Origin of the sequence: Falsihalocynthiibacter sp. BN13B15 (genome assembly GCF_041205415.1) — a bacterium.
Classification (GTDB): domain Bacteria; phylum Pseudomonadota; class Alphaproteobacteria; order Rhodobacterales; family Rhodobacteraceae; genus Falsihalocynthiibacter; species Falsihalocynthiibacter arcticus.
Genome location: NZ_JBGFCE010000009.1, coordinates 17,819 through 41,904, shown reverse-complemented (window position 1 = coordinate 41,904; position 24,086 = coordinate 17,819). Strand labels below are relative to the sequence as shown.

Sequence of the window (24,086 nt, the reverse complement as noted above, 5' to 3'; positions counted from 1 at the left end):
TTACTTTGAGGGGACCGTAAAAATTCATTTCTTCAGGTCGGACACTAGGGGCAATTGTTCAGGATTTCTAGGATTAAGCGCTATTCTTTTCGCAAAATTGCACCAAGATCAATGCGTGGTGTTAGGCGGATTGTCTCGGCAGGGGGACGCTCTTTTTCTCCCAATCGTGCAATGATCAAAGCCGCGGCACGGTTGCCAATTCCTCGGCGTGGTGACACGGACGTTGCCATACGACACGGCAAAGCCTGAACGAATTCCAAACCGTTAAAACCCACAATTGCCACAGCGTCGGGGATGGAAATGCCCTGCGCCATACAGGCAAATCCTCCGCCCGCCGCCATGTCGTCGTTCGAGAAATAAAGACAATCGAGCGTCGGCGACTCTAATAGAATCTCTTCCGTCAATCGGCGCCCCAACACCATTGAGGATGCCGCGTCGGTGGTTTTTTCCGAGACAAACTCAAGACCATGCTCCGCAAGCGCGTATCGAAACCCGTCAAGGCGTTTGCGCGCACGAACGTCCACGGCCCCCACATAGCCAAACGCCCGAAACCCGCGCTCCAACAACGCCTCGGCCATCGTATTTCCCGCGTCAAAATTCGATATTCCCACACAACAATCCACGGGATCACCGTCCAAATCCATGATCTGAACAATCGGAATGTCGGCGTCTCGCAACAGGGCACGGGTCTCTTCGGGTTGGTCGAGCCCCGTCACAATCAGGCCCGCCGGACGCCAAGACAGCATTTGGCGGATGATCTGATATTCGCGTTCTGGATCGTACTCCGTCACGCCAAAAACCGGCTGCAAGCCCGTGCCTTGGATTTCCTCCGCGATGCCACTGAGTACTTCGGGAAACACGGCGTTGGTCATGGAGGGCACGGTCACGCCGATCAAATCGGACGCTCGATTGGACAGGGACGTCGCCAAAGGGTTGCCCACATATCCAAGGGCGCGCGCGGCTTTTTGGACGCACTCATAGCTTTGCTTGGAAACGCCTTGCGGCGAGCGCAGCGCACGGGACGCGGTCATTTTGCTCACCCCAGATTTCAAGGCGACATCCGCGAGTGTTGGCCGTTTTTTTGCCACGAGACCTCCTCATGCGACAGCGACTTTAAGGCAGTTTAGCCAGAAACCAACCGGAACACACCCTTGACTTTCAGTTCCCCCTCGCCCAATGTATTCATTAAATGGTATCGGTACCAAAATTTGGAGCACGTCGGATGGCAAAACTCAAAACAGCCGTGATTGGCCTTGGTTCGATGGGCTGGGGCGCGGCGATCTCGCTTTTGCGCGCGAAGCTTCCGACCGTCGGGGTGGATATTCGGTCCGAGGTTTTGGCGAAGTTTGAAGCAGAGGGCGGCACGACTTCCCCTTCCCCTGCAGAGGCGGTTAAAAACGCGGATATCGTGTTTATTTTTGTGGTAAATGCTGCCCAGACAGAAGCGGTTTTGTTCGGAGAAAACGGGGCCGTTGCGGCAGCGCGCCCGAATACGATTTTCGCCCTATGCGCCACGATGCAACCCAATGATGCCATCGAGCTTTGCGAACGGATTACCGACGCTGGAATGCGCGCGCTGGACCTACCCGTGTCTGGCGGTGCGGCCAAAGCCTTGAGTGGCGAAATGACCCTGATGGCAGCGGGCGATCCAGTTGATTTCGAACGCGTAGCGCCCGCCCTTGACGCGATTGCCACCAAGATTTTCCGCCTTGGCGATACCCCCGGAATGGGCTCGCAAGTCAAAATGATTAACCAGCTTCTCGCAGGCGTTCATATCGCTGCAACCGCTGAAGCCATGACCCTTGGTGCGGCGGCGGGGATCGATTTGAAAACCTTGTATGACGTGATCACCTCATGCGCGGGGACGTCTTGGATGTTTGAAAATCGCGGGCCGCACATCGTTAACGGCGATTACACCCCGCATTCGGCAGTCGATATTTTCGTCAAAGACCTTGGGATAGTCGCCTCCGAAGCCGAAGCCCTTGGATGCACAACGCCCCTGACGGCGACATCTTTGGCCCTGTTCAAAGAGGCCAGCGCAGCCGGTTTAGGCCGCGAAGATGACGCAGCAGTTGCCAAAATACTCGCGGCAAAAGGCGGGGTTTCCTTGCCGAATGTCCGGCAAAATTAGGAGAAGATTATGAGCGTTGTTTTGGGCTGTGTCGCCGATGATTTCACAGGTGCCACGGATATTGCAGGCCTGTTGGCGCGAAGTGGCGTGAAGGTTTCCTTGCGGATGGGCCTACCTGAGGAGGCCCCCGAAACATGCGAAACCTCGGCCTTTGAAGTGATCGCCTTAAAATCACGCACGGCCCCTGTCGCGGAGGCCATCGCGGAAACGCGGGCCGCGCTTGACTGGCTCAAACGGGCGGGCGCGAAGCGGTTTTTCTGGAAATATTGCTCAACTTTCGACAGCACACCCGAGGGAAATATTGGCCCGGTGGCCGAGGCGCTTATGGCCGATTTGCAAACGAACCAGACAATTTACTGCCCTGCGTTTCCCGAAAACGGGCGTAGTATTTTCATGGGGAACCTCTTTGTTGGGGAGCAGCCATTGGCGGAAAGCCCGATGAAAGACCACCCCCTCACTCCGATGCGTGACAGCAATTTGGTACGCCTGCTCGCCCACCAAGTGCAGGGCGAGGTTGGGCTGGCCAATCGGCTTTGTGTGGCAATGGGAGCGGAGGCCCTCAAGACACGCCTCGCAGAATTGCGCGCGGACGGGATTGCCCATGTGGTGGTTGATGCGGTGGCGAACGAGGACCTCTACACCATCGCCGAAGCTTGCCGCGACATGCTGCTCATGACGGGGGGAAGTGCCGTGGCGATGCCCCTGCCCGCGCTCTATTTAGCGGACGGCACGCTATCGCCATACGCCGAAAAGGTGCAGAAACCTGTGCTGCCGGAAGGGGCAATTATTCTCTCGGGAAGCTGTTCAAAAATGACCCGCGCCCAAGTTGCGGCGTGTTTGGAAACGGTCGGGGGTTATCAGCTTGATCCGCTGGAACTGGCAGCAAACGGCGTGGACGCGGCCCGTGCGTGGCTTGCCAAACAAGATCCGTTCGCGAGCAAACTGATCTATGCCACGACCGACCCCGATGGCGTACGCTCCGCACAAGACAAGCTTGGTCCTGCCAAGGCAGGCCAGATTGTCGAGGATGCACTGGCGCAATTAGCGATTGATGCACGCGACGCTGGTACCCGCCGATTTGTCGTGGCAGGTGGAGAGACCTCTGGAGCCGTAACGAAAGCGTTAAAAGTATCGCGCCTGACCATCGGATCCGAAATTGCACCAGGAGTTCCGTGGACATATTGCGAGAGTGACGGACATGAGATTGCGCTGACGTTAAAATCGGGTAACTTTGGCAGTGAAACCTTTTTCGCAGATGCGCTGGAAAAACTAAACGAAAATTGAGGCTCAATGGCACTTCCTATTTCGGCAAACCTTGGCTTTTTATGGAAAGAGCTGCCCCTGCTTGAGGCCATCCGCGCCGCGAAAATAGCGGGTTTTGACGCCGTTGAATGCCACTGGCCCTATGATACGGACGCAAAGGACGTGCGTGCCACGCTTGAAAGTGTCGACATGCGCATGCTCGGCCTGAATACTTCACGAGGCGGTGCGGGCATGAATGGGCTTTTGGCATTGGTTGGGCGGGAGGTCGAAGCCCGCGCTTCGATTGATCAGGCGCTTTCGTATGCCGTGGCAATCGGAACGCCGAATGTGCATGCGATGGCGGGTTTTGCGAGGGGAGATGCGGCGCATAATTGCTTCGTTAAGAATTTGAAATATGCTTGTACCCAAGCCGCCTTGCGGGGGATCACAATTCTGATTGAACCCCTCAATGCCTATGATGCGCCAGATTACTTTTTGCAAACCACGTCTCAAGCTGCGGCCATTATCGCGGAGGTTGATGCGCCTAATCTCAAACTCATGTTTGATTGCTATCACGTGCAAATAATGGAGGGGGATTTGAGCCGCCGTTTGATCAAGCTTCTACCGCTTATCGGCCATGTTCAGATTGCCTCCGTTCCCGCGCGCTCCGAACCTGATTGTGGCGAAGTGAACTATGCCCATATTTTTAGGCACTTGAGCAAGATAGGCTATGGCGGTGCCATTGGTGCGGAATACAAGCCCGTCGCGACCACCGACGCGGGCCTTGGTTGGCTCAAAAACGGGACTTTGTTTTAGACGCACACCCGCGCTCTTAACAAACATTGACATGCGCACAAGTTGGGTTCATCGATACCCCCTAACACAAAAACTGGAGTTCATATGTCACGCCCTATTGCCCTTATTACCGGTGGTGCCCAAGGCATCGGATTTGCTTGCGCCCAAGCGATTGCAGAGAATGGTGCACGGATTGTTGTCGCCGATATTAACGGAGCAGGCGCGCAGAAAGCCGCCGAGGAATTGGGAAATGACGCCGTAGCAATTACCTGCGACATGAGCGACCCCGCGCAAATCACCGCGATGTTTGATAAAATCGAAGCCGAAGTTGGCAACGTTTCCATCCTTGTAAACAACGCGGGCGTGTCGATCCCTTCCGACTTCCTTGAAACCTCGCTTGAGGATTTCCAGAAAGTTCTGAACATCAATACGGTTGGCGTTTTCCTTGCCACACAGCGCGCAGCGAAAACCATGGTCGCGAATGGCATCAAAGGCGCGATTGTAAACATGTCGTCGGTGAATGCGGTGGTCTCGATCCCAACCATCGTCGCGTATTGCACGTCCAAAGGTGGCGTAATGCAGATGACAAAAGCGACGTCGCTTGCGTTGGCCCCTCACGGCATTCGCGTCAATGCGGTTGGACCCGGATCCATCGACACCGAAATGTTGTCAAGCGTGAATGGCAATCCGAAAGCGATGGAAACACTGCTGTCACGGACGCCGCTTAAGCGCCTCGGTACGGCACGTGAAATCGGCGATGTGGTGGCGTTTTTGGCTTCCGAAAAGGCCAGCTATATCACCGGCGAAACGATCTACGTCGATGGTGGACGCCTTGGGATGAACTATACTTGCTAGGGGAAAACCTGCTTAAACAACCGTGAAGCAGACATATTCAACAAAAAGGGCCGCGAGTTGATCGCGGCCCTTTTTGCATGTGTCAGGAAGGGGCGCTTAACGACCCATCCAACCGCCATCAACGGTTAGGACTGTGCCATGCACATAATTCGCAGCGTCGGATGCGAGGAAGACCGCAGGGCCAGCGAAGTCTTCAGGCTGGCCCCAACGGCCCGCGGGAATGCGTTCAAGAATGGAGCGCGCGCGGTCCGGATCGTCCTGCAAGGCTTGGGTGTTGTCGGTGGCGATATAGCCGGGTGCGATGGCGTTGACGTTCACGCCTCTGCCCGCCCATTCGTTGGCCAGAGCTTTGGTTAATTGCCCGATTGCGCCTTTGGATGCTGCATAACCGGGAACGGTAATGCCGCCTTGGAAGGTCAAAAGCGAAGCGGTGAAGATGATTTTCCCAGAACCGCGCGCAACCATGTTTTTCCCGATTTCGCGGCTAAGAACAAACTGGGCGTTCAAATTAACTTCTATGACTTCGTCCCACATTTCGTCGGGATGTTCAGCGGCTGGGGCACGTTTTATTGTGCCCGCGTTATTCACCAAAATATCAATTGTGGGATGGTCCGCTTGGACGGTTGCGGCAAAAGCGGTGACAGCTTTGCGATCGCTGAAGTCACATTGGTAGGCCGAGAAGGTGCGGCCAAGGGCTTCGACTTCCTTGGCAACAGCGCTGCCTGTTTTTTCAAGCGAGGCACTGACCCCGATGATGTTCGCGCCAGCCGCCGCGAGCGCGACTGTGATGCCTTTGCCAATGCCGCGTTTACAGCCAGTGACGAGGGCAGTTTTGCCCGTGAGGTCGAACGAAGGTAGAGAAGACATTTTGCAACTTTCTGAGGTATTTTAAGAGGCGACGATCACGCCACCTAATGATTTAACGATAAAGCTTGGTTGGAAGCCACATCGACAATTCTGGAATGAACGTCAGCAAGAGGAGCACCGAAATAAGTGGAACCAAGAACGGAGCCGTCGCCACAACGCAGCGCTCAAACGGCACATCCGACACTTTGGCGAGCACATAGAGAACCATACCAACGGGCGGGGTGAGCAAGCCGATCATCAAGTTCAGGATAAGGATAATCCCGAAGTGCACCGGATCAACACCGATCGTCATCGCCACGGGCAGAAGCACGGGCGTCAGAATTGTAATGGCAGCAATTGTTTCCATGAAACACCCTACAACCAGAACAATCAGCATCATGATCAACAAGATTGCGGTTTTGTTATCAGTGAAGCCCAACAACTCGTTTGCAAAGGACTGAGCAACCTGTTCGGACGTCAAAATCCATGCGAAAATGGTGGAGGCGGCGACGATCATCATGATCGAAGCTGTGGTCTCAACCGTGTCCATCGAAACGCGCAGGATGCGTTTGAAATTCAACGTCCGGTAGACAACAAGCCCGAGGAACAAGGAATAGGCAACAGCGGCAATTGCGGCTTCGGTTGGAGTAAAGATGCCAAAGAGGATACCGCCAACAATGATGATCGGGGTAAACAAGGGCAAAATCGCTTGAACAAATGCCTTCAGGAATACGTTCAACCGAAAGCGGTCATCGCGGGGGTAGTTGCGAATTTTCGCATAGACCGCAACCATGATCATCAGGGAAAAAGCCATCAGAAGACCGGGGATAAGACCCGCAGCGAACAGCTGTCCGATAGATGTGTCCGCAATAACGCCGTACACCACGAGGGGAAGTGAGGGCGGAATGATCGGCCCGATTGTTGAGGAGGCGGCCGTGATGCCAACCGAGAAATCCGTGTCATAGCCTGCTTCACGCATGGCTTTGATTTCGATGTTCCCGAGGCCTCCCGCGTCAGCAACCGCTGCGCCCGACATCCCAGCGAAAATGATGCTGGCACCAACGTTTACGTGACCGAGACCCCCGTACATCCAGCCCACAGCCGACCGTGCGAAGGCGAAAATTTTCGTCGTCACACCAGCGGAGTTCATCAAGTGACCCGCCATGATAAAAAACGGAACTGCGATTAACGGGAAGCTATCAATCCCCCCGACCATACGGTGCAAAACCACCATGCTTGGCACACCATCAATGAGTGTGAACGCAAGCGACGCGACACCCAGTGCAACCGCCACAGGGGCTCCTGCAATGAGGAGCAGAAAGAGAATAATAAAGAGAAGGGCCAAAGCCATAGTGCTGCTCGCTATCTATTTTGGAACGTCATGCAAGGCGCTCTCTTCGATTTCACGAAGGACGTCTTCTGGCGACTGACGGATTTTGTGGATGAGCCACCAAAGGGAATACAATGCCATCACAGCGAGGCTGAATGAGACGGCGTAATAAAGGGCGTTCTTTGGAAACTCCATCGAGGCCATTTTGGTTTTTGTTTTGAGAGCAAGCTTATACGCCTGAAGCGACATAAAGGCCCAAAACAGCATCGTCAGTATCTCCATCGCGACGGTAAGCCATTTGCCCGCGACAGGAGAGAGGTAACGATAGAAGAATTCGAGGAAAATATGCGTGCCCTTACGGCTTACCGAAATTGCTCCGAAAAAGGCAACAACAACAAGCACATAACGCGCAAGCTCTTCGGTCCAAGCGAGGCTATCGTTCAACACATACCGCGTGAAGAACTGTACGAAAACCACAATTGAGAGACCCCATAGGGCAATAAGACCCGGCAAATCAGCAGTGCCGAAATCCGAGATGTCTACTTCCGAGTCCATGAAAACGAATTCAGAGCGCGCGTCTTGCGCGCCCTGACTGTCGTTGGGATTGTTCATTTCTGTTCCCACAATCCGTTCAGATCAAAGCTCGCCGAGGCGCTTGTAGTGATCCAAAGTGTATGGAACGCCGTCGCCAGTGAGCAATGGTTTCACAGCTGCTTGGAAAGGAGCTTTGTCAATTTCATTGACCGTGATGCCTTGATCGCGGAACCAAGAAATAAGATCTGTCTCGGCTTGATAAATTTCGTCCGACGATCTCTTGGCAGCTTCAATAAGAACTTCGCGTACCACGGCTTCGTCATCACCCAAACGCGCAAGAGCGTCGTCGGAAGCGATGATCAGAAGGGAGTTTAGGATGTGGCCTGTAAGGTTAATGTTGGATTGAACCTCATAGAACTTCTTGAACTGAATTGTTGGAAGCGGGTTTTCTTGTGCGTCAACAACACCTTGCTGAAGGGCAAGATAAACTTCGGAGAACGCCATTGGTGTTGGGTTTGCGCCAACTGCATTCGGGAACATCAACATAAGCGGTGAGTTAGGCACACGGATCTTAAGACCCTTCATGTCTTCTGGCACCAAGATTGGCTTGTTGGATGTCACGTGACGCTGGCCATAATAGACGAGGCCCAAAACTTGGTTTCCAGTTGCTTCATGGTAACCTTCGGACAGCTCAGCAAAGAGTTCGCTTCCACGATAGGATTCCCAGTGATCAAATCCACGCATGATGAATGGGTAATCGGAAATTGCGATGGGGCCATAATACCGCTCAACAAAGCTTGGGCCCGTATAGATAACGTCTACAGCGCCGATGCCGAGACCTTCGTTGATTTCAACTTCTTTCCCAAGCGAAGATGCTGGAAAGACTTTCATTTCAACGCGACCATCAGTCTTCTTAGCAATCTCTTCTGCGGCCCATTCCGCGTTTTTATGATACGGCGAACCGATCTCATAAACATGCGCAAACTTTAGTGTTTCCGTCGCAAATGCAACCGAAGCGGATGTCATTGCAAGTACGCCTGCGGCCAAGGCCGTCGTGATTTTAGTAAATTTCATTGTATCCTCCCATTAGCTTGAAAAACTCCAAGCCTATCCAAATCGCCCGAAAAAACAGAGCTACTGCGTTTCTTGACGGCTTCTAGTATAATTAGTATACAAGTTATTAACGAAATCAAGGCGGAAAATTTTGTTCAATATGAGCGGCTTGGTGTAGAAGCTTTGAGGAATCACCCTGGGAGGGAAGGAAATGGCAAAGCCAATTGTTTCAAGTTCGCCTGCCCAACGTCGCCGTCGCGCGCCGAATTCTGCCCCAGAGGGCCGCATGGGCTTACTCAAGCGTTCAACCTCCACAATTTCGGATTCAATCTACAACCGTCTGCACGCTCAGATAATTAGCCTTGAGCTTCCTCCAGGCACGCCAATTTCAGAAAACGCAACGGCGCTCACCGAAGGTGTAAGTCGTACACCCGTGCGCGAAGCGATCCTACGTTTATCGGACGAGAAGCTGGTTGAAGTGGTGCCGAAATCGGGAACCTTCGTCGCAAGGATACCGGTTTCCGCCCTCCCCGAGGCGCTTATTGCACGTCGCGCTCTTGAGGCGGTGACCGTGCGCTCGGCCACACGTTTGGCCACACGCAGCCAGATTTTGAGTCTCCGGGCCTGTGTTGAGAGACACCGAGAAATTACGGACCGAGCGAACATAAGCGCCCTTCATTTGGTCGACGAAGAGTTTCACGCGACCATCGCCTCAATCGGTCGCCTCCCCGGCCTTTGGAAGCTCATTCAACAGGTTAAAGTGCAAATCGACAGGTATAGATGCTTAACCCTAAAGCTTCCAAAAGAGCGACGCGCCGAAATGGTCGAGAACGAACATATGGCGATTATTGAAGCCATGGAACGCGGCGACGGTGATGGCGCCGTTGCAGCAATGGAAGCCCACCTAACGGGCCTACAGTTGCATTTCGCAGTCGGGATAAATTTGTACCCCGATTATTTCATTCATGACATCGACTTGAATGAATTCGCCGATATTTAAGGCCTCAAACGGGAAAATATAGCGCCCGACGATAGAGGTGCCACGTCGCGTGCCCCAAGATCGGCAGCGCAACAAAAAGCCCGAGGAAATAGGGCAGCATGGCCGCAAGCATCGAGAGGCCGATGACCCCCGCCCAAACCAACATGACGATCTTGTTTACGGCCACGGTTTTTACGGAAACAATCATTGCGGTCACAAAATCGATTTCCCGGTCCAAAAGAAGCGGCAGGGAAACCACGGTCAGGGCATAAACCAGAAACGCGACCAAACCGCCAACGATAAACTCAAATCCGATGAGCATCTGTCCTTGGGGTGTCGCGAATATTTCCCACGAGGTCGAGATATTGGTGAGAGACATATTGCCCAGAAAAAGGGCCAGCGACATGTGGGCAAAAAAGCTCCAAAACAGGAAAATGATAACCAGAATTGCGCCAACCCATGGGACTTGCCGCCCCCGTTCGCGCCAAACGACGCCCAAAATATCCGACCATCCCAACGGCTCGCCAACCTCAAGCCGCCGACTGACCTCATAAAGGCCAACCGCGGCAAAGGGCGCCACTAGAGGAAAGCCAAGCGAAAGCATGAGAGTCCACGCAAATGTACCGGCGCCACTGACACCGAGGATAATGCCGCAGATCACGTAAAAACTACTGAAAAATATACCGAAAAGCGGTGCCCGTTTAAAATCACTCGCGCCCATTGCAATACAGGCCCGAAGCTCAAATAGGGTAATTTTGCCAATTTCTGGTGGGTCCGAGGCCTCTAGCCGTGGGTTGTCGTGTTTATCCTGCATGCGTAGCGTATCCCCTTTGGGAAAGGCTAGCCTGCGACTAGACGCAAATCAATCGTGAGGACGCGTTCGCGGCACGTTGATGTCAAGTTTTGCATCCACACGCTCAGTTATGTCGTCTAGCGAGGCTTCCAGTTGAAGCCGCAGACGTTCCATTTCGACCTCTGACACTTTGCGCGGCACATCGTGCGGCCACCGCTCGCAATACCGAACACCTTTGTTAAACGGCCACGCCACCATCGCTTGATCCCATGAGGCTCCGAAAATCTTGTGCCGCTTGGTTGCAAATGCGGCAACAAAAATCGGGCAACCGGTTGCGCGCGCCCAAAGCAAAGGCGCGGTTTTGGCAACGCGGGCGGGGCCAGTTGTTCCGTCCACCGCGATTCCTACCGAAACGCCTTCGCGCATTTTTCGTAGAACCTCGCGGGACATAGAAAAACCGCCCTCTCCCTTGGGCATCGCGATGGTTTCAAATCCAAATTCGGTTTGCACGAGCCCAGCCATGCGCCCGCCCTTTGCTTCCGACGTTAGCGAGCAAATTCGTCCCGCTTTGAGGTCAAACAGATAAGGCGCCATGAGGAGGCGTTGATGCCACAGAACAACGATGATCGGGCCGCTTTTAAGAGCCGTGCGCATGTCATCAAACCCCTCGCTTTGCCAACGGGTCGTGATCCAAACAAAGCGTACATAGTTAGCCAGAATTTTGGCAACAATCCGGTTGAAGACCCGACTGTTTGCTATCTTTTTACCAAGCGATTGCTTCTTTTTCCCCGACATATTTCCCCGAGCGTTTTTTGTTTTCTGGAAGGTGTGCCTATGAAGTCTTCGTTGGTACGTCAAACACCCGCGAAAGGGAACGCCATTCATGGGCGTGCCACACCTAAAGCAGCGGAGCGAACAGACGTGCGATCGGCGCACCGATGCGCAATAATCTCGACTTCTCGTTAAGGTTATAGGCCACCATTTTGCAACGCGTGAAATCTTCTTCCAACATTGCCGCCACGGCGCACGCGGCTCGCTTATCAAAAACCATAACCGTAGCCTCGAAGTTTAACCGACAGGAGCGGTTGTCCATATTTGTTGTACCAATTGATGCGATAGCCTCATCAACGACCAGAACTTTCTGATGCATGAACCCGTCTTGATACTTCAAGATCTTCACTCCGACCTCGCGCAATTCGTCAAAAAAGGCAAAGGCCGCCAGCCATGTAAGATAGTGGTCGGCCTTCTCGGGTACCATGATCCGAACGTCGACTCCGCGCAGGGCTGCCAGCTTCAAGACGGTCAGAATATCAACATCTGGAACCAAATAGGGGGAGGCAATCCAAATCCGGTTTTTCGCGGCGGAAATAGCGGCACAGAAATAGAGACTGCCTGTTTCAAGGGTATCCGCGGGGCCCGTGGCCATAAGCAGCGCATCCATATTTTCGGGCGCACGTGTGGGTGACCAATTCAGATTGTCCCCCAAAACCTGCTTTGTCGCCCAGTGCCAGTCTTCGGAAAACACGAGTTGGAGTTGCAACACGACAGGCCCGATCAGGCGGCAATGCGTGTCGCGCCATGGCCCAAACGCGGGGTCACGTCCCATGTATTCGTCCCCCACATTGAGGCCGCCTGTAAACCCAATCACACCATCAACCACCAAAGTTTTGCGATGATTTCTAAAGTTGATTTGAAACCGTGTGCGTGGCCCGTGAAGGGAATGGGCATTTACAGTCTCGATGCCACTATCTTCGAGTTCCGCCAAATATTCAGTGGGTAGTTTTGAACTTCCAACCGCATCAAATAGGAGGCGCACATGGACACCACGAAGCGCGGCATCAATGAGTTTCTGTTTAAACTCGCGGCCAAGGGTATCGTCTTTGATGATATAGAACTGAACGAGGATGTAGCTTTTTGCACTGTCGATGGCGGCAAACATACTCGAAAATGATGCGGCCCCATTTACAAGAATCTCCACAGAATTGCCCGAAACAATGGGGGCCTGTGCGATACTCTCAAACGCTTGATACCCGACATTGTCGTCATCGCCAACTGGCTCAAATTCCTTCGCGAATGCCGCGATCCTCGCAATAACGCGTTGGGAATCCCGTCGTGCAACGATGTACCCTTTGAAGCGAAAATTCCCAAGAAAGAGATATGCTGGAATGCCGATCATTGGCAGACCAAGGAGCAAAAAAACCCAGGCCACGGACCCTTGCGGCGTGCGCGCGGACGCCACCGCGAAATAGGCGAAAAGCATAGCCGTCGTCCAGAGAACGATGGTACCGATTAGAAGGAGAAACACCAGCATCGCCACCCCTTTCCTATTGCGGTTTAAGTTTGGTTTTCGCTTTGTTTAAGCTCAATGAGGGCTTCATTGAAAGAGGCCCCCAAAATCAGAAGGGCGGCAATGAGATAGAGAAACATCAACCCGGACATCACCCCCGCGAGGCCCGCATAGGTCACGCTATAGTTCGCGAAATTCCCCAAATAAAAGGTGAACAGCTTTGCAAAAACGGCCCAAAGCGCGATTGTCAGCAAAACACCTGGCCATACGGACCGAAACGAACGCTTGGCGCCCGTCAAAATGGTATGGCATGCAAAAACGCCGAAGATCAGGGGGGTCGCAGCCAATAACACGCGCAAAAATTCGTTATTGAGCACTTCTAGCGGCAAAATTGGAATCACATCCTGAAAGTACGAGAAGTAGATCGGCAGGCCAACAAGAAGGACGGCCACACCAATCAACGTAATGGTGCCACACAAAACGAACAATATGCAGGTTAGCCGCTTGCGCCAATAGGGCCGGAGGTCTGGTCTACGATAAGACTTTGAAATCGCGCGGCGAATAGCATCAACACCCGTCGACGCGAAGAAAACGGTGAGGAGCAAGTTCAATGTGAGGGTTTGCCCAGAGCCTTGGGCCAGAACCGCACGCAGTTCACGCATAATCGGTTCGGCGACGACATCGGGCCAACCGCCAAAAATCAATTCCATCATTTCAGTGGTATTCAAGCTTGTGGTTAACTGACTGGCCAATGCGAGCAGGAAGATCGTAAACGGAAAAATGGCCATCATAATGGCCATAGCAACGTGGCTGCACATTATCCAACCATCGCGAGCATCAAAATCTTTGAGAGCGATAAAGAACGCTCGAAAGACCTGATTAGTTGTCATTTGTCGGGCCCATTGTCAAAACTTTCGCCCCCCCCTCGCAGCAGAGCTACGAGGGGGGAAGTGTATTAAGCCGTGGCGGCTTTGCTATTCAGAGACATCATAATCAGGGAAACGCCGCTTGAAATCAACTCAATAGCCAACAACACACCAAGAATCGTAACGGCAGATTGAGGAAAGTCTGAGAAAATCATCAAAGCCAAGATAACCGACAACGCGCCCGAAATAAGGACAGGCCAAAAAGCGCCCGTTCCTTTGAGAGAGAATGAGACGACGACCTTGGTGATGCCGATCACAAGAAACAGAATCGCAACCAAAAGGGTAAGCGAGATAATCCCAGCGAACGGATTATTTAACAAGGCAACGCCAAGCACAATGCTCACACCACCAGCAAGGGCTGGCCATACTTTACTACCCGTACCCTCATGTTTGAGCGCCGCATAGAGCTGCACAACGCCACCGATCAGGAACGACCACGCCGCGATTGCGGTCGCCGTGAGAGTTGCGGCAAGGGGATTAGCAAGTGCGAGAATGCCCCCAGCGACGAGGACGATACCAGCTATAAACCACAATAACCAATGTTTCATTTTATATATCCTTTTGATGGACTTAACCTAAATCAGACTCTGCGCATAATAACCTTCGTCAGGCGACAATTCTAATAGGCTTACGTAATTTGAGTCGGCGCACAGTAGATTTTGTGCAACACAGATAAGACGGCTTCAGCTTCCTTCGAGGCGACGCTGTAATAGATCGTTTGCCCGTCGCGGCGTGTTTTGACCAGCTCTGCGGCGCGTAGCTTTGCCAAATGGTGAGACATTGCAGGCTGAGACAGTCCGCAAATTTCGGTGAGCACTTGCACCGATTTCTCGCTCCCTAAAAGATGACAAAGAACCTTGAGTCGTACGGGTTGTGATAGCATATTCATTAAATGAGCTGCGGCGTCCAAATGATCGTCCAGCGCGTTGATTGAGATATCCATGAATTTACCCCTTGTATATACGCAAGTGCTTATATAAGTATTTATCAATAGAAACGCCGAAACGCAAGCCGTTCTGTGTATCTAAGTAAGAAAACAAATGTTGTCTCTACCCAAAAACGCTCTCTTTAATACTAGAACTTCTAAACTATCGTGAGGTTCGACCATTTGGGAAAAGCGCCAATGCTGAACTAGGAGGACGCTATGTCTGGTTATCCCGTTGATATGAAACAAAAAACAAATGTTGAGGCCTTCTTTGATGAGGCGACAAATACCATCAGCTATGTGGTCTCAGATCCGGACACCAAAACCTGTGCCGTCATCGACAGCGTGATGGATATTGATTACGCTGCGGGTCGCATAACCTATGAGCACGCGGACAAAATCATCGCATTCATTCGCGAAAACGGCCTTAACCTTGAATGGATCATCGAGACTCATGTCCATGCCGATCACCTCTCGGCCGCCCCTTACATTCAAGGAATTCTTGGCGGGAAAATCGGCGTTGGCGACCAAATTTTGGTGGTTCAGGATACCTTCGGAAAAATCTTCAATGAAGGCACCGAATTCCAACGAGATGGTAGCCAATTTGATGCGCTATACAAAGATGGCGACACCTATAAGATCGGATCCCTGAACGCGTTTGCGATGTACACACCGGGCCACACGCCAGCCTGTATGGTTCATGTCGTGGGCGACGCTGCGTTCGTGGGCGACACGTTGTTCATGCCCGACGGCGGCTCAGCACGGGCTGATTTCCCAGGCGGAGATGCGGGCGAACTCTATGACAGCATCCTCAAAGTATTGAAACTGCCTGACGATATGCGGTTGTTCATGTGTCACGATTACGGACCAAATGGCCGCGATATCGCTTGGGAAACAACCGTGGGCGAAGAAAAAGAACACAATATCCACGTCGGAAAAGGCAAAACACGGGAAGAATTCGTGAAGTTCCGGACCGAACGCGACGCCACGCTCGGAGTTCCAAAACTTATCATTCCGTCGCTTCAAGTGAACATGCGGGCGGGTGAAGTTCCGCGCGACCCAGACGGCAACCCCATGCTTAAAGTGCCCGTAAACAAGCTCTAGATCCAAGGAGATCCAAACGTGTCTAACATCAGAAAAGTCACAGAGATTTTCTCTGTGAGTGAGCAAGTGTTGCCCAGCCAACTGGAAAAAATTGCAGAACTTGGGTTTAAAACAATCATAGATAATCGCCCCGATGGCGAAAGCTCTGACCAACCAAACTTCGTTGAGATTGAGCGCGTCGCGCAAAAACTTGGCCTTAAAGCGATCTATATCCCTGTTGTGAACGGTCAGCCCACGGAGGCCGCGGCAAAAGATTTAAAAGCAGCACTTGGCGACACGCCAACTCCGGTCCTCGCCTATTGTCGTTCTGGCGGTCGGTCGATGGCGTTGTGGACACAGGCAATGGAAAGTTAAGTTAGGCAAAAACATGCATAGATACCTGCCAATTCTCACGTGGGGTAAGACCTATTCCCGCACGGCATTTTCCAACGATATGGTCGCCGCGTTGATTGTGACGATCATGTTGATCCCACAATCGTTGGCCTACGCATTGCTAGCAGGGCTACCACCGGAAGCGGGTCTCTATGCATCCATCCTCCCGATTATCCTTTACGCCATTTTCGGGACCAGCCGCGCGCTCGCCGTAGGGCCGGTTGCAGTTGTCTCCCTGATGACCGCGGCGTCCATTGGCGCCATCGCGGAGACGGGTACGGCGGGCTATGCAATCGCAGCCCTGACGCTCGCCTTTTTGTCGGGCGGCTTCTTGCTGCTTATGGGGATCTTCCGTCTCGGCTTCCTCGCCAATTTCCTGTCGCATCCCGTGATCTCCGGTTTCATTACAGCCTCAGGCGTGTTGATTGCCGCGAGCCAGCTCAAGTATATCTTTGGCATTTCAGCGCAGGGACACACCCTTCCTGAACTTGTCACTTCCCTTTTCAATGGCCTGCCGCAAACCAACTTTATCACCCTTACCCTAGGCGTTTTGGCCACCGCATTTTTGTTTTGGGTCCGCAAGGGACTTAAACCTCTGCTGTTGAAAGCAGGGCTGTCGGCCACGGGCGCGGAGTTTGGCGCCAAAGCTGGACCCGTTTTCGCGGTGGCCCTGACCACTGTGGCGGTCTTTGCGCTCGGTCTTAAAGATATGGGTGTCGCAATTGTGGGCGAGGTCCCGCAATCCCTTCCGCCATTCACCCTTCCCGATATCTCTCCAGACCTACTGTCTGCCCTCATCGGACCCGCGATTCTAATTTCGGTGATTGGGTTTGTAGAAAGCATTTCCGTGGCCCAAACACTGGCAGCAAAGAAGCGCCAACGCATCGACCCAAACCAAGAACTCATTGGGCTGGGCGCGGCCAATCTCGGAGCGGCTTTTACCGGTGGTTTTCCCGTGACTGGCGGCTTTTCCCGCTCGGTTGTGAACTATGACGCAGGGGCCGAAACGCCCGCCGCTGGGATTTTCACCGCTATGGGCTTGGCCGTTGCCGCCCTTGCCCTGACGCCGCTTATTTTCTTTCTTCCTAAAGCGACCCTTGCCGCCACCATCATCGTTGCTGTGATGAGTCTGGTGGACTTTTCGATCCTCAGAAAAACATGGGCCTACTCAAAAGCCGATTTTGCCGCCGTTTTGACGACAATTGTCATCACACTGGGAGCTGGCGTTGAAATCGGCGTTTCTTCAGGCGTTGTGCTGTCCATATTGGTACACCTGTTCAAATCCTCACGCCCCCATATGGCCATTGTGGGACAAGTGCCGAACACCGAACATTTTCGCAATATTTTGCGTCACGAGGTTGAGATCCACCCCGAAATCCTGACGCTCCGAGTGGACGAAAGTCTGTATTTTGCCAACGCGCGTTTCTTGGAGGATCAAATCTATGACCTTGCCGCTCAGCGCCCAGATTTGAAGCATGTGATATTGCTCTGTTCCGCAGTGAACGCGATTGACATGAGCGCCCTGCATTCACTTGAGGCCATCAACGAGCGGCTTGCAGCATCCGGTGTTACCTTTCACTTGAGCGAAGTGAAAGGCCCCGTTATGGATCGCCTTCTGCGCATTGATTTTCAGAAAAAACTCAGCGGCCAAATATTTTTGTCACAACATCAAGCGATAACGACGCTAACTTTACGCACCGCAGAAATGGGTTAAGCTAGGAGGTCGAATGACTCTCCGTCTGAAGTGACAATCATGTGACCCACTTGTGCCCCGTCGGTAAGAAGCCAAACGGCGCGCCCTGTTCCAGAGTAAACGATGTAGGCATCTTGAATGTTGTCATTGCCGAGTCGGCCGTTGGAGTCGCTGGCATGGCCATAAACAACGGAAAAATCACTGCGTGTCGCACTTCCACCCATAAAGAGACGATCTCCTTGGGAGTGGTTGAAGTCCGTTATAACATCGCGACCGTCGACAGAAGTTCCAGAGTGGTAAAACTTATCTGCCCCTGATCCACCAGTGATTTCATCGCTGCTTCCGCCACCATTAAACAGGTCACTACCGGGACCGCCGTCGAGGAGGTCGGAGTATGAGCCGCCATACAACGTGTCGTTTCCATAGCCCCCATAGAGACGATCTTCGCCGGCATCTCCAAATACAAAATCGTCGCCAGAGCCCCCACCTATGAGGTCATTCCCATCGCCACCATAGACGCGGTCATTGCCAGCGTCGCCGTAGATTGCGTCATTTCCATCAGCCCCATAAAGTCGGTCTGCTCCATTCCCTCCATGCAAAGCGTCTGAGCCATCGCCGCCACCAAGAAGGTCGTTACCATTGGCGCCATAGAGGTCGTCATTACCTGCCTCGCCGAGAACGGTATCATTCCCCTCTCCTCCGCCAAGAAGATCATTGGCATACCCGCCCTCCAGCCGGTCGTTGCCATCGTCACCTAAAAGCGTGTCTTCACCGTAGCCGCCAAATAGCCTGTCGTCACCATAGCCGCCTTCTAATCTATCGTTGGCGTTACCGCCTTCCAGTTGGTCGTTGCCGGTGCCACCAACCAATCTATCGTTTCCGTTGCCACCCAAGAGCCTGTCATTGCCCCCGTAACCGATCAAGACATCGTTGCCGTCGCGTCCATCTATATAATTGCGAGCACTGTTCCCAGTGACTCTGTCTTGGCCACTCCCCGCTATGTAGTGTTCAATCGTCGTCCCTGCTGAAATGGCTATATTCCCAATCAACCCAAAGGCATCCGAAACATACCCAGCCCGCAACTCTATACGCTGATCGTTTGTATCGTTTGAGAAGTTAATTATGTCGATTCCATCACGGTCATAGATCGTGAACGTGATGGGATCTCCGCCATAGATTGAGGCGTTGGGGGAAACTGTGGCATTCCACAAGTCCGCCATATATCCACCGTGCGTGTTGCCAACCCCATAGGTCGTATTGCCAGCTGACACCGAACTGGCACCCGGCGTTCCATAGAGGTCTTGAATCGCTACGATATCCGAACGCATGGCGGTGACCACCCCAGCTCGACTGGCCGTAATAGCGGTGTTTTCCGTTTGGTCAAAATACGACATAACTGACATTTGCCACGAGTCATTGCTGAATTCTTCGTCCGCGCCATATTCTGCGTCGCCGTTGTAATTCCCTTGATGACCAAGGCCAAGAGCGTGCCCGATCTCATGAAGATAGGTTGAGAAACTATAGCTATCTAAGGATGTGCCGTAACTCGCGATCCAAGAGGAGTCTATGGAAACAGTCGCGGAGTTCGTTGTTGTCCCGCTGGCGGAATAACCAGAAGAAGCCCCTCCTGAGGAGGGTTCGTCGAATTCAATATCTGCGGAACCCGAAATTTCGACAAAGTCAATGTTTGCAACCGCTTCCCAAGCCTCAAACGCCCAGCGCGCAAGTTGCTGCGCCCCCGAAGAAAGCCCTGTGATATCCACTGAAATCTGATTGGAAGAGCTGGTATCAAACGTATGCCGATTGCGCCCTGTATCGTTCCAATACCCGTCAGTGAGATAGGCGGCCATCGCATTGATTGACCCTATGGACGGCGCGGCCTCGGCTTCTATATTCAGCGAATACGACCCTGATGACGCACTCTGATAACTGCCTGCCGAAAGATAATAGGTGCCCGAAGATGTCGCTGTGAAGGAGAGTTCCGAATTGTAGCCATTACTATCATCATTTTCAGCGATTTCGGTTCCCGAGGAATTATGAACACGCAAATAGGGGTCGTCCAAAGTATTTCCATCAAGGGAAACCGTATAGCGTTGCCCCGCGGTCAATGTAACGCGTACCCAGTCGTAGTTGTCGCTACCTGAGGTCAACGACCCTGAGAACGTGTCGCCGACGGACAGAAAAGCCGTCGTCGCAGTGCTTCCCGCGGCATCACCGTTCTCAGATCGCGCTGCAAAATCGACAATGTCACTTTCCAACTCAGAATTCTGATCGACGCGAAGCGCAGGCATAACTATTCCCATTCATACTTTGTTGTGCGAAAACTGGTTCCGCGGTGGTCCTATTATCGTGCATTTCTCCGAAAAAATGAAGTCGAAACACGTTTCCGAAGATCTGTAAGTGCCCTTCGTTGGCAAAAACGTAAGTCATTGTCCAATTGAGCAAAATTGTTCAACTTTTAGGATAGAGTTCTCTGCCTTCGAAATTACGTCAAAGGTTTGCTCATTTTATGGCACTCATTTTAAACATCGTTCGCAGGTTAATTCATCAGGTCAAACGTCGCACCGGCGGAGTTTATATTGATCTGATCCAGAGCGGCCCCATCAATTAAAATCCAAGCGGTTTGCCCTGTGGGAATATAAACAATATGCGCCTCACGAATATTATCGCTGCCCATGCGCTGCCCATTTGTTTCACTGGAGTGTTGCAGAACAACTCTAAAGTCGCTCTCTGAGGCCGCGTGCGAGAAAAGCAACCTATCACCTTCCCTGCCATCATAATCCATGACTGTGTCCGTTCCGTTTCCCCAATAGCTATTGTGGTAAAACCTATCCGCACCCATTCCGCCGTGAAGCCTGTCATTACCGATCCCACCAACCAAAAGATCATTACCGACCCCGCCATAAAGCGTGTCCGAACCTACACTGCCGTTTAGCGTGTCGTTGCCATCCCGACCCATGATGACGTCATTTCCATACCCACCATTGATATAATCATGGCCAGAGCCGCCGTCGATCACGTCGCCTCCATCTGCTCGAGAGCCGCCACCGAAAAGGAAATCATCCCCGTCGTTGCCAAAAAGCCGATCAACCCCGTCACCGCCATAAATCCGGTCATTTCCGGCTTCACCGTATAAAGTGTCGTTGCCCGCGCCACCTCCAATGAGGTCAGAACCATAGCCGCCGAGGACTAGATCGTTACCCGCGCCGCCCAATAGGTCATCGTTGCCAATGCCGCCATAAAGGCGATCGTTGCCTGCGTCACCGTTCAATATGTCGCGATCGGACCCACCTGAAAGCGCGTCGTCGCCATTCCCCCCGTAGAGGAAATCATACCCGTCGCCACCCTGAAGATAGTCGTTCCCGTGGGCCCCATAGAGCCTGTCATTTCCATCCTCGCCCCGAAGGGTGTCGGCTCCTATTCCCCCACCCAAGAGATCGTTCCCCTGACCGCCATACAATTGGTCATTACCCGTGCCGCCCAAGAGGTCATCATTGCCAAGGCCGCCATAAAGGCGATCGTTGCCTGCGTCACCGTTCAATATGTCGCGATCGGACCCACCTGAAAGCGCGTCGTCGCCATCTCCCCCGTAGAGGAAATCATACCCGTCGCCACCCTGAAGGTAATCGTTCCCGTGGGACCCATAGAGCCTGTCATTTCCGTCCTCGCCCACCAGGGTGTCATTCCCCAAGCCTCCACCCAAAAGGTCGTTCCCCTGGCCGCCATACAATCGATCATTCCCAGAACCTCCTAAAACGTCATCGTTGCCAACGCCGCCATACAGCCGATCATTGCCAGCGTCGCCGTATAATTTATCGCGATGGTACCCTCCCGAAAGGACGTCGTCGCCATCCCCCCCAAATAAGGTGTCATATCCGGTTCCACCGTCAAGATAGTCGTTTCCCCAATACCCATTGAGAAGATCATTTCCTGCTTCTCCAAAAAGTTGGTCACCCCAAGTTCCGCCATAGATCATGTCGTTTCCAAGGCCGCCACGAAGATAATCAGCGCCAACTCCGCCAGCAATAAGATCATCTCCGTCGAGGCCATAGATTTTGTCGTTGCCATCTAGTCCAAAAAGTCGATTTCCACCGTTGTTACCCGTAATCGTATCGGCTTGATTGGTTCCTGATACGTTTTCCACCTCCTCAATTGTGTCTTTATTTCCAAAGCCATCCCATGCCACGCCCACATGCAAATTGACTAATACGCCAGATGTGCCACCGCTGGCGGCATCATAAACATATGCCACGGTGTCATTCCCGCGCCCCCCTAAGAGGTAATCTGCCCCCGCGAGTCCGACCAGAATGTCATTCCCGTCGCCTCCATCGAGAGTGTCGTTGCCGCCGTAGCCACGCAAGAAATCAGCCCCTCCTAATCCATAGAGAATATCAACGGCACTAGACCCCTCCATTACGTCATTATCCGCACTGCCATTGCGCGCACCTTCGGGTAAAATCCACGAGACCGGAGTATGGGTCGCATTCACGATCGTCATTCCAGCGAGTGTGGCATGGTAAATGGGCTGGCCATTGGCAGACATAAGGCTGATGACTTCGTCTCCAAAGGTCAGCAGTGCGCCACTTGATGTCGTTGTGACCGTAAGCTGTTCGATGCTTCTGAAGAGCGTAAATCCTGAGAGATCAAGAATGTCCAAAGTGGCATCAAAGTCGAGGATTGTGTCGCGTTGACCATCTTCGGACAGGATAAATGTGTCGCGCCCTGCGCCGCCCCGCAGCTGATCCACCCCTGATCCATCCATGAGAATATCGTCGCCCGCACCTCCCGAAATCTCGTCGTCTCCGTTTGCGCCAAACAGAATATCGTCACTGGCCGAACCGGTTATCGTGTCATTGCCACCCGTACCAGTTCGCGTTTCTCCCACCTCACCAATTGTCGCAGTAAGCTGGGTAATTCCGGCCTCCACGCCACTCGCCGCAAAAATTTGCAACTCGCCGTTCTGGTCAGACATCGTCACAGCTGAAATATTTTCCAAGGCCATTTGGACGGTGTCAGCCATGCTGGTTAAATGATGCAACCGACCATCAGGCAAAAGAGTGAACAGACTCAACCCATCATCCGCCCCCCCGACCAGAACATAGGTGCGCCCATTACTCACGATGGTTTCCATTGTTGTTACATTCTGAAACCGCGTCGAGAGGTCATCAATGACATGATCGACTGGCACAAGAGTTCCACTGCCATACATCCGCAGAACGGAAATGGACGAACTCCCCCTTGCGGCGACAAGGACATAATCTCCACTGTTATTAGAGACCGTCGAGATCGCCGAAATGTCGCTAATCCCAAGGCCTTGCTCTGTGCCCATACTTCCAACGGATGTAAGCGTTCCGTCGCCTCCAATACGATAGCTCGTGACATTGTCGAGCGACGCGGACCCGACCAAAAGGTACGTTGCGGAAGCATTGGTGAGAGTTGTCATCCCCGCCACATCTTCGCCCGTCCGCCCGCTCGACAAGGCTTCAGACCCCCTTTGGGTCATCACTCTGTCGCTATCAATTCCATAAATCGAGATGCCAGCAATGCCCGAGTGCGCCGAGAAAAGAAACATCGAATCTGCCACCATGACACAAGTTACATCCCGCAAATTCGCCTCAAATGGAACGTCACTAGCGAAAGTCTCAAGTTTCGAAAAAACCCCCGATGAAGCATAAGTGAAGGACAGCAAATTATCAGCCTGCAAACCCGAAGAAATAACATAAGTGCCGCCCTCCATTGTGAAGGTTTCAAGTGCTGTCGCAACTCCAGGGACTTCGATTTGACTATAGGCAGTCTGGCTTCGGAAAAGCGCATCCCAACCAGAACCCAACTGATAAGACGTCACGCCATTGCCAGCTTGGGACGCCGCATACAACGATGCCACCCCATCATTCCATTGAACAGCCATGTCGGAAATACCCGACCAATAGCTCTCATGGCCGCCCAAAAGCGTTGTTTTGTAAGAGAAATAAGCCACGCAGGCTACCCCATTTGTTATACTGCGCCCACACGCATGCTGGGAAGATAGCGGCCAGATGGATAACAAAACGTTTTCCAAATGTGGCACCCATAAGGTATTTACAAACAATCCTTAACAAATGCGTTTTGAATACGCCCTTTAAGGTCGGCGGTTCCCCCTGTGTTACAAATCCTTTTTGAAGCTTAAAACCTGTGCTAGAACAGCGGAAACGAGCGTGCATACCGCTCATTTTTACAAACGC

21 protein-coding genes are annotated in these 24,086 nt (G+C 52.7%); 8 read left to right on the top strand and 13 right to left on the bottom strand.

Annotation, left to right across the window (positions count from 1 at the left end; all coding sequences use genetic code 11):
- Nucleotides 1-80: 80 nt before the first annotated feature.
- Nucleotides 81-1,088 carry a LacI family DNA-binding transcriptional regulator gene (locus tag AB9F26_RS14830; RefSeq protein ID WP_369768359.1) on the bottom strand — a complete coding sequence of 336 codons (1,008 nt, stop codon included), beginning with the start codon at nt 1,086-1,088 and terminating at the stop codon, nt 81-83.
- A gap of 134 nt (nt 1,089-1,222) precedes the next feature.
- Between AB9F26_RS14830 and ltnD the strand changes: the two genes are divergently transcribed.
- The 4 genes from ltnD to AB9F26_RS14810 all read left to right on the top strand — a co-directional run bounded on the left by ltnD (nt 1,223) and on the right by AB9F26_RS14810 (nt 5,023).
- Nucleotides 1,223-2,131, top strand: coding sequence for an L-threonate dehydrogenase (ltnD, locus tag AB9F26_RS14825; protein ID WP_335584592.1), 909 nt, complete (start codon nt 1,223-1,225; stop codon nt 2,129-2,131).
- Nucleotides 2,132-2,140: 9 nt separating this feature from the next.
- Nucleotides 2,141-3,415 carry a 3-oxo-tetronate kinase gene (otnK, locus tag AB9F26_RS14820; protein WP_369768358.1) on the top strand — a complete coding sequence of 425 codons (1,275 nt, stop codon included), beginning with the start codon at nt 2,141-2,143 and terminating at the stop codon, nt 3,413-3,415.
- 6 nt (nt 3,416-3,421) lie between these two features.
- A complete protein-coding gene (locus tag AB9F26_RS14815; RefSeq protein WP_369768357.1) occupies nt 3,422-4,189 on the top strand; it encodes a hydroxypyruvate isomerase family protein in 768 nt (255 codons plus the stop codon).
- 84 nt (nt 4,190-4,273) lie between these two features.
- Nucleotides 4,274-5,023, top strand: a complete 750-nt coding sequence (locus AB9F26_RS14810; RefSeq protein ID WP_369768356.1) for an SDR family NAD(P)-dependent oxidoreductase — start codon at nt 4,274-4,276, stop codon at nt 5,021-5,023.
- A 96-nt stretch (nt 5,024-5,119) separates the two neighbouring features.
- Here the strand turns inward: AB9F26_RS14810 and AB9F26_RS14805 are convergent, their stop codons facing one another.
- From AB9F26_RS14805 to AB9F26_RS14790, 4 genes are read right to left on the bottom strand one after another with little or no spacing between them, the layout of a single operon-like run.
- The gene (locus AB9F26_RS14805; protein WP_369757956.1) at nt 5,120-5,890 is read right to left on the bottom strand and encodes an SDR family oxidoreductase; all 771 of its coding nucleotides are present in this window, start codon (nt 5,888-5,890) and stop codon (nt 5,120-5,122) included.
- 52 nt (nt 5,891-5,942) lie between these two features.
- Nucleotides 5,943-7,220 (bottom strand): TRAP transporter large permease, encoded by a 1,278-nt coding sequence (locus tag AB9F26_RS14800; RefSeq protein WP_335584587.1) that lies wholly within the window; start codon nt 7,218-7,220, stop codon nt 5,943-5,945.
- 15 nt (nt 7,221-7,235) lie between these two features.
- Nucleotides 7,236-7,811, bottom strand: coding sequence for a TRAP transporter small permease (locus tag AB9F26_RS14795; RefSeq protein ID WP_335584586.1), 576 nt, complete (start codon nt 7,809-7,811; stop codon nt 7,236-7,238).
- Between the two features lie 24 nt (nt 7,812-7,835).
- A complete protein-coding gene (locus AB9F26_RS14790) occupies nt 7,836-8,807 on the bottom strand; it encodes a sialic acid TRAP transporter substrate-binding protein SiaP (RefSeq protein WP_335584585.1) in 972 nt (323 codons plus the stop codon).
- A gap of 190 nt (nt 8,808-8,997) precedes the next feature.
- Between AB9F26_RS14790 and AB9F26_RS14785 the strand changes: the two genes are divergently transcribed.
- Nucleotides 8,998-9,786 (top strand): GntR family transcriptional regulator, encoded by a 789-nt coding sequence (locus AB9F26_RS14785; RefSeq protein WP_369768355.1) that lies wholly within the window; start codon nt 8,998-9,000, stop codon nt 9,784-9,786.
- 4 nt (nt 9,787-9,790) lie between these two features.
- On the opposite strand, the gene AB9F26_RS14780 is transcribed toward AB9F26_RS14785, so the two are convergent.
- The 6 genes from AB9F26_RS14780 to AB9F26_RS14755 form a co-directional block, all read right to left on the bottom strand.
- The gene (locus tag AB9F26_RS14780; RefSeq protein ID WP_369768354.1) at nt 9,791-10,579 is read right to left on the bottom strand and encodes a DUF2189 domain-containing protein; all 789 of its coding nucleotides are present in this window, start codon (nt 10,577-10,579) and stop codon (nt 9,791-9,793) included.
- A gap of 48 nt (nt 10,580-10,627) precedes the next feature.
- The gene (locus tag AB9F26_RS14775) at nt 10,628-11,353 is read right to left on the bottom strand and encodes a DUF374 domain-containing protein (protein ID WP_335584582.1); all 726 of its coding nucleotides are present in this window, start codon (nt 11,351-11,353) and stop codon (nt 10,628-10,630) included.
- A 103-nt stretch (nt 11,354-11,456) separates the two neighbouring features.
- Nucleotides 11,457-12,869 (bottom strand): cardiolipin synthase, encoded by a 1,413-nt coding sequence (cls, locus tag AB9F26_RS14770; RefSeq protein WP_369768353.1) that lies wholly within the window; start codon nt 12,867-12,869, stop codon nt 11,457-11,459.
- A 23-nt stretch (nt 12,870-12,892) separates the two neighbouring features.
- Nucleotides 12,893-13,735: a YihY/virulence factor BrkB family protein gene (locus tag AB9F26_RS14765; RefSeq protein ID WP_335584580.1), complete on the bottom strand. Its 843-nt coding sequence runs from the start codon at nt 13,733-13,735 to the stop codon at nt 12,893-12,895.
- A 65-nt stretch (nt 13,736-13,800) separates the two neighbouring features.
- The gene (locus AB9F26_RS14760) at nt 13,801-14,319 is read right to left on the bottom strand and encodes an HdeD family acid-resistance protein (protein WP_039000327.1); all 519 of its coding nucleotides are present in this window, start codon (nt 14,317-14,319) and stop codon (nt 13,801-13,803) included.
- Between the two features lie 80 nt (nt 14,320-14,399).
- Complete coding sequence (locus tag AB9F26_RS14755) at nt 14,400-14,714, bottom strand: metalloregulator ArsR/SmtB family transcription factor (RefSeq protein WP_335584579.1); 315 nt, start codon at nt 14,712-14,714, stop codon at nt 14,400-14,402.
- Nucleotides 14,715-14,915: 201 nt separating this feature from the next.
- Between AB9F26_RS14755 and AB9F26_RS14750 the strand changes: the two genes are divergently transcribed.
- The 3 genes from AB9F26_RS14750 to AB9F26_RS14740 are packed head-to-tail and all read left to right on the top strand — an operon-like array spanning nt 14,916 to nt 17,886.
- Nucleotides 14,916-15,800: an MBL fold metallo-hydrolase gene (locus tag AB9F26_RS14750; RefSeq protein WP_335584578.1), complete on the top strand. Its 885-nt coding sequence runs from the start codon at nt 14,916-14,918 to the stop codon at nt 15,798-15,800.
- A gap of 18 nt (nt 15,801-15,818) precedes the next feature.
- On the top strand, nt 15,819-16,154 hold the full coding sequence (locus AB9F26_RS14745; RefSeq protein WP_369768352.1) for a TIGR01244 family sulfur transferase: 336 nt from the start codon (nt 15,819-15,821) through the stop codon (nt 16,152-16,154).
- A gap of 13 nt (nt 16,155-16,167) precedes the next feature.
- The gene (locus tag AB9F26_RS14740; protein WP_369755850.1) at nt 16,168-17,886 is read left to right on the top strand and encodes a SulP family inorganic anion transporter; all 1,719 of its coding nucleotides are present in this window, start codon (nt 16,168-16,170) and stop codon (nt 17,884-17,886) included.
- On the opposite strand, the gene AB9F26_RS14735 is transcribed toward AB9F26_RS14740, so the two are convergent.
- Together AB9F26_RS14735 and AB9F26_RS14730 are read right to left on the bottom strand one after the other, a co-directional pair.
- Entirely contained in the window at nt 17,883-20,156 is a 2,274-nt protein-coding gene (locus tag AB9F26_RS14735; RefSeq protein WP_369768350.1) for a M10 family metallopeptidase C-terminal domain-containing protein, read from the bottom strand. The genes AB9F26_RS14740 and AB9F26_RS14735 overlap by 4 nt on opposite strands.
- A gap of 248 nt (nt 20,157-20,404) precedes the next feature.
- Nucleotides 20,405-23,842 (bottom strand): calcium-binding protein, encoded by a 3,438-nt coding sequence (locus AB9F26_RS14730; protein WP_369768348.1) that lies wholly within the window; start codon nt 23,840-23,842, stop codon nt 20,405-20,407.
- Nucleotides 23,843-24,086 lie beyond the last annotated feature (244 nt).

Excerpts from the sequence above, each read along its gene's own strand:
- AB9F26_RS14815 (WP_369768357.1), top strand. The coding sequence starts at position 3,422 with ATGGCACTTCCTATTTCGGCAAACCTTGGCTTTTTATGGAAAGAGCTG.
- AB9F26_RS14760 (WP_039000327.1), bottom strand. The coding sequence starts at position 14,319 with ATGAAACATTGGTTATTGTGGTTTATAGCTGGTATCGTCCTCGTCGCT.
- AB9F26_RS14780 (WP_369768354.1), bottom strand. The coding sequence starts at position 10,579 with ATGCAGGATAAACACGACAACCCACGGCTAGAGGCCTCGGACCCACCA.
- AB9F26_RS14795 (WP_335584586.1), bottom strand. The coding sequence starts at position 7,811 with ATGAACAATCCCAACGACAGTCAGGGCGCGCAAGACGCGCGCTCTGAA.
- AB9F26_RS14805 (WP_369757956.1), bottom strand. The coding sequence starts at position 5,890 with ATGTCTTCTCTACCTTCGTTCGACCTCACGGGCAAAACTGCCCTCGTC.
- AB9F26_RS14790 (WP_335584585.1), bottom strand. The coding sequence starts at position 8,807 with ATGAAATTTACTAAAATCACGACGGCCTTGGCCGCAGGCGTACTTGCA.
- AB9F26_RS14740 (WP_369755850.1), top strand. The coding sequence starts at position 16,168 with ATGCATAGATACCTGCCAATTCTCACGTGGGGTAAGACCTATTCCCGC.
- AB9F26_RS14755 (WP_335584579.1), bottom strand. The coding sequence starts at position 14,714 with ATGGATATCTCAATCAACGCGCTGGACGATCATTTGGACGCCGCAGCT.
- AB9F26_RS14785 (WP_369768355.1), top strand. The coding sequence starts at position 8,998 with ATGGCAAAGCCAATTGTTTCAAGTTCGCCTGCCCAACGTCGCCGTCGC.
- AB9F26_RS14810 (WP_369768356.1), top strand. The coding sequence starts at position 4,274 with ATGTCACGCCCTATTGCCCTTATTACCGGTGGTGCCCAAGGCATCGGA.
- AB9F26_RS14735 (WP_369768350.1), bottom strand. The coding sequence starts at position 20,156 with ATGCCTGCGCTTCGCGTCGATCAGAATTCTGAGTTGGAAAGTGACATT.
- otnK (WP_369768358.1), top strand. The coding sequence starts at position 2,141 with ATGAGCGTTGTTTTGGGCTGTGTCGCCGATGATTTCACAGGTGCCACG.
- AB9F26_RS14750 (WP_335584578.1), top strand. The coding sequence starts at position 14,916 with ATGTCTGGTTATCCCGTTGATATGAAACAAAAAACAAATGTTGAGGCC.
- cls (WP_369768353.1), bottom strand. The coding sequence starts at position 12,869 with ATGCTGGTGTTTCTCCTTCTAATCGGTACCATCGTTCTCTGGACGACG.
- ltnD (WP_335584592.1), top strand. The coding sequence starts at position 1,223 with ATGGCAAAACTCAAAACAGCCGTGATTGGCCTTGGTTCGATGGGCTGG.
- AB9F26_RS14800 (WP_335584587.1), bottom strand. The coding sequence starts at position 7,220 with ATGGCTTTGGCCCTTCTCTTTATTATTCTCTTTCTGCTCCTCATTGCA.
- AB9F26_RS14765 (WP_335584580.1), bottom strand. The coding sequence starts at position 13,735 with ATGACAACTAATCAGGTCTTTCGAGCGTTCTTTATCGCTCTCAAAGAT.
- AB9F26_RS14775 (WP_335584582.1), bottom strand. The coding sequence starts at position 11,353 with ATGTCGGGGAAAAAGAAGCAATCGCTTGGTAAAAAGATAGCAAACAGT.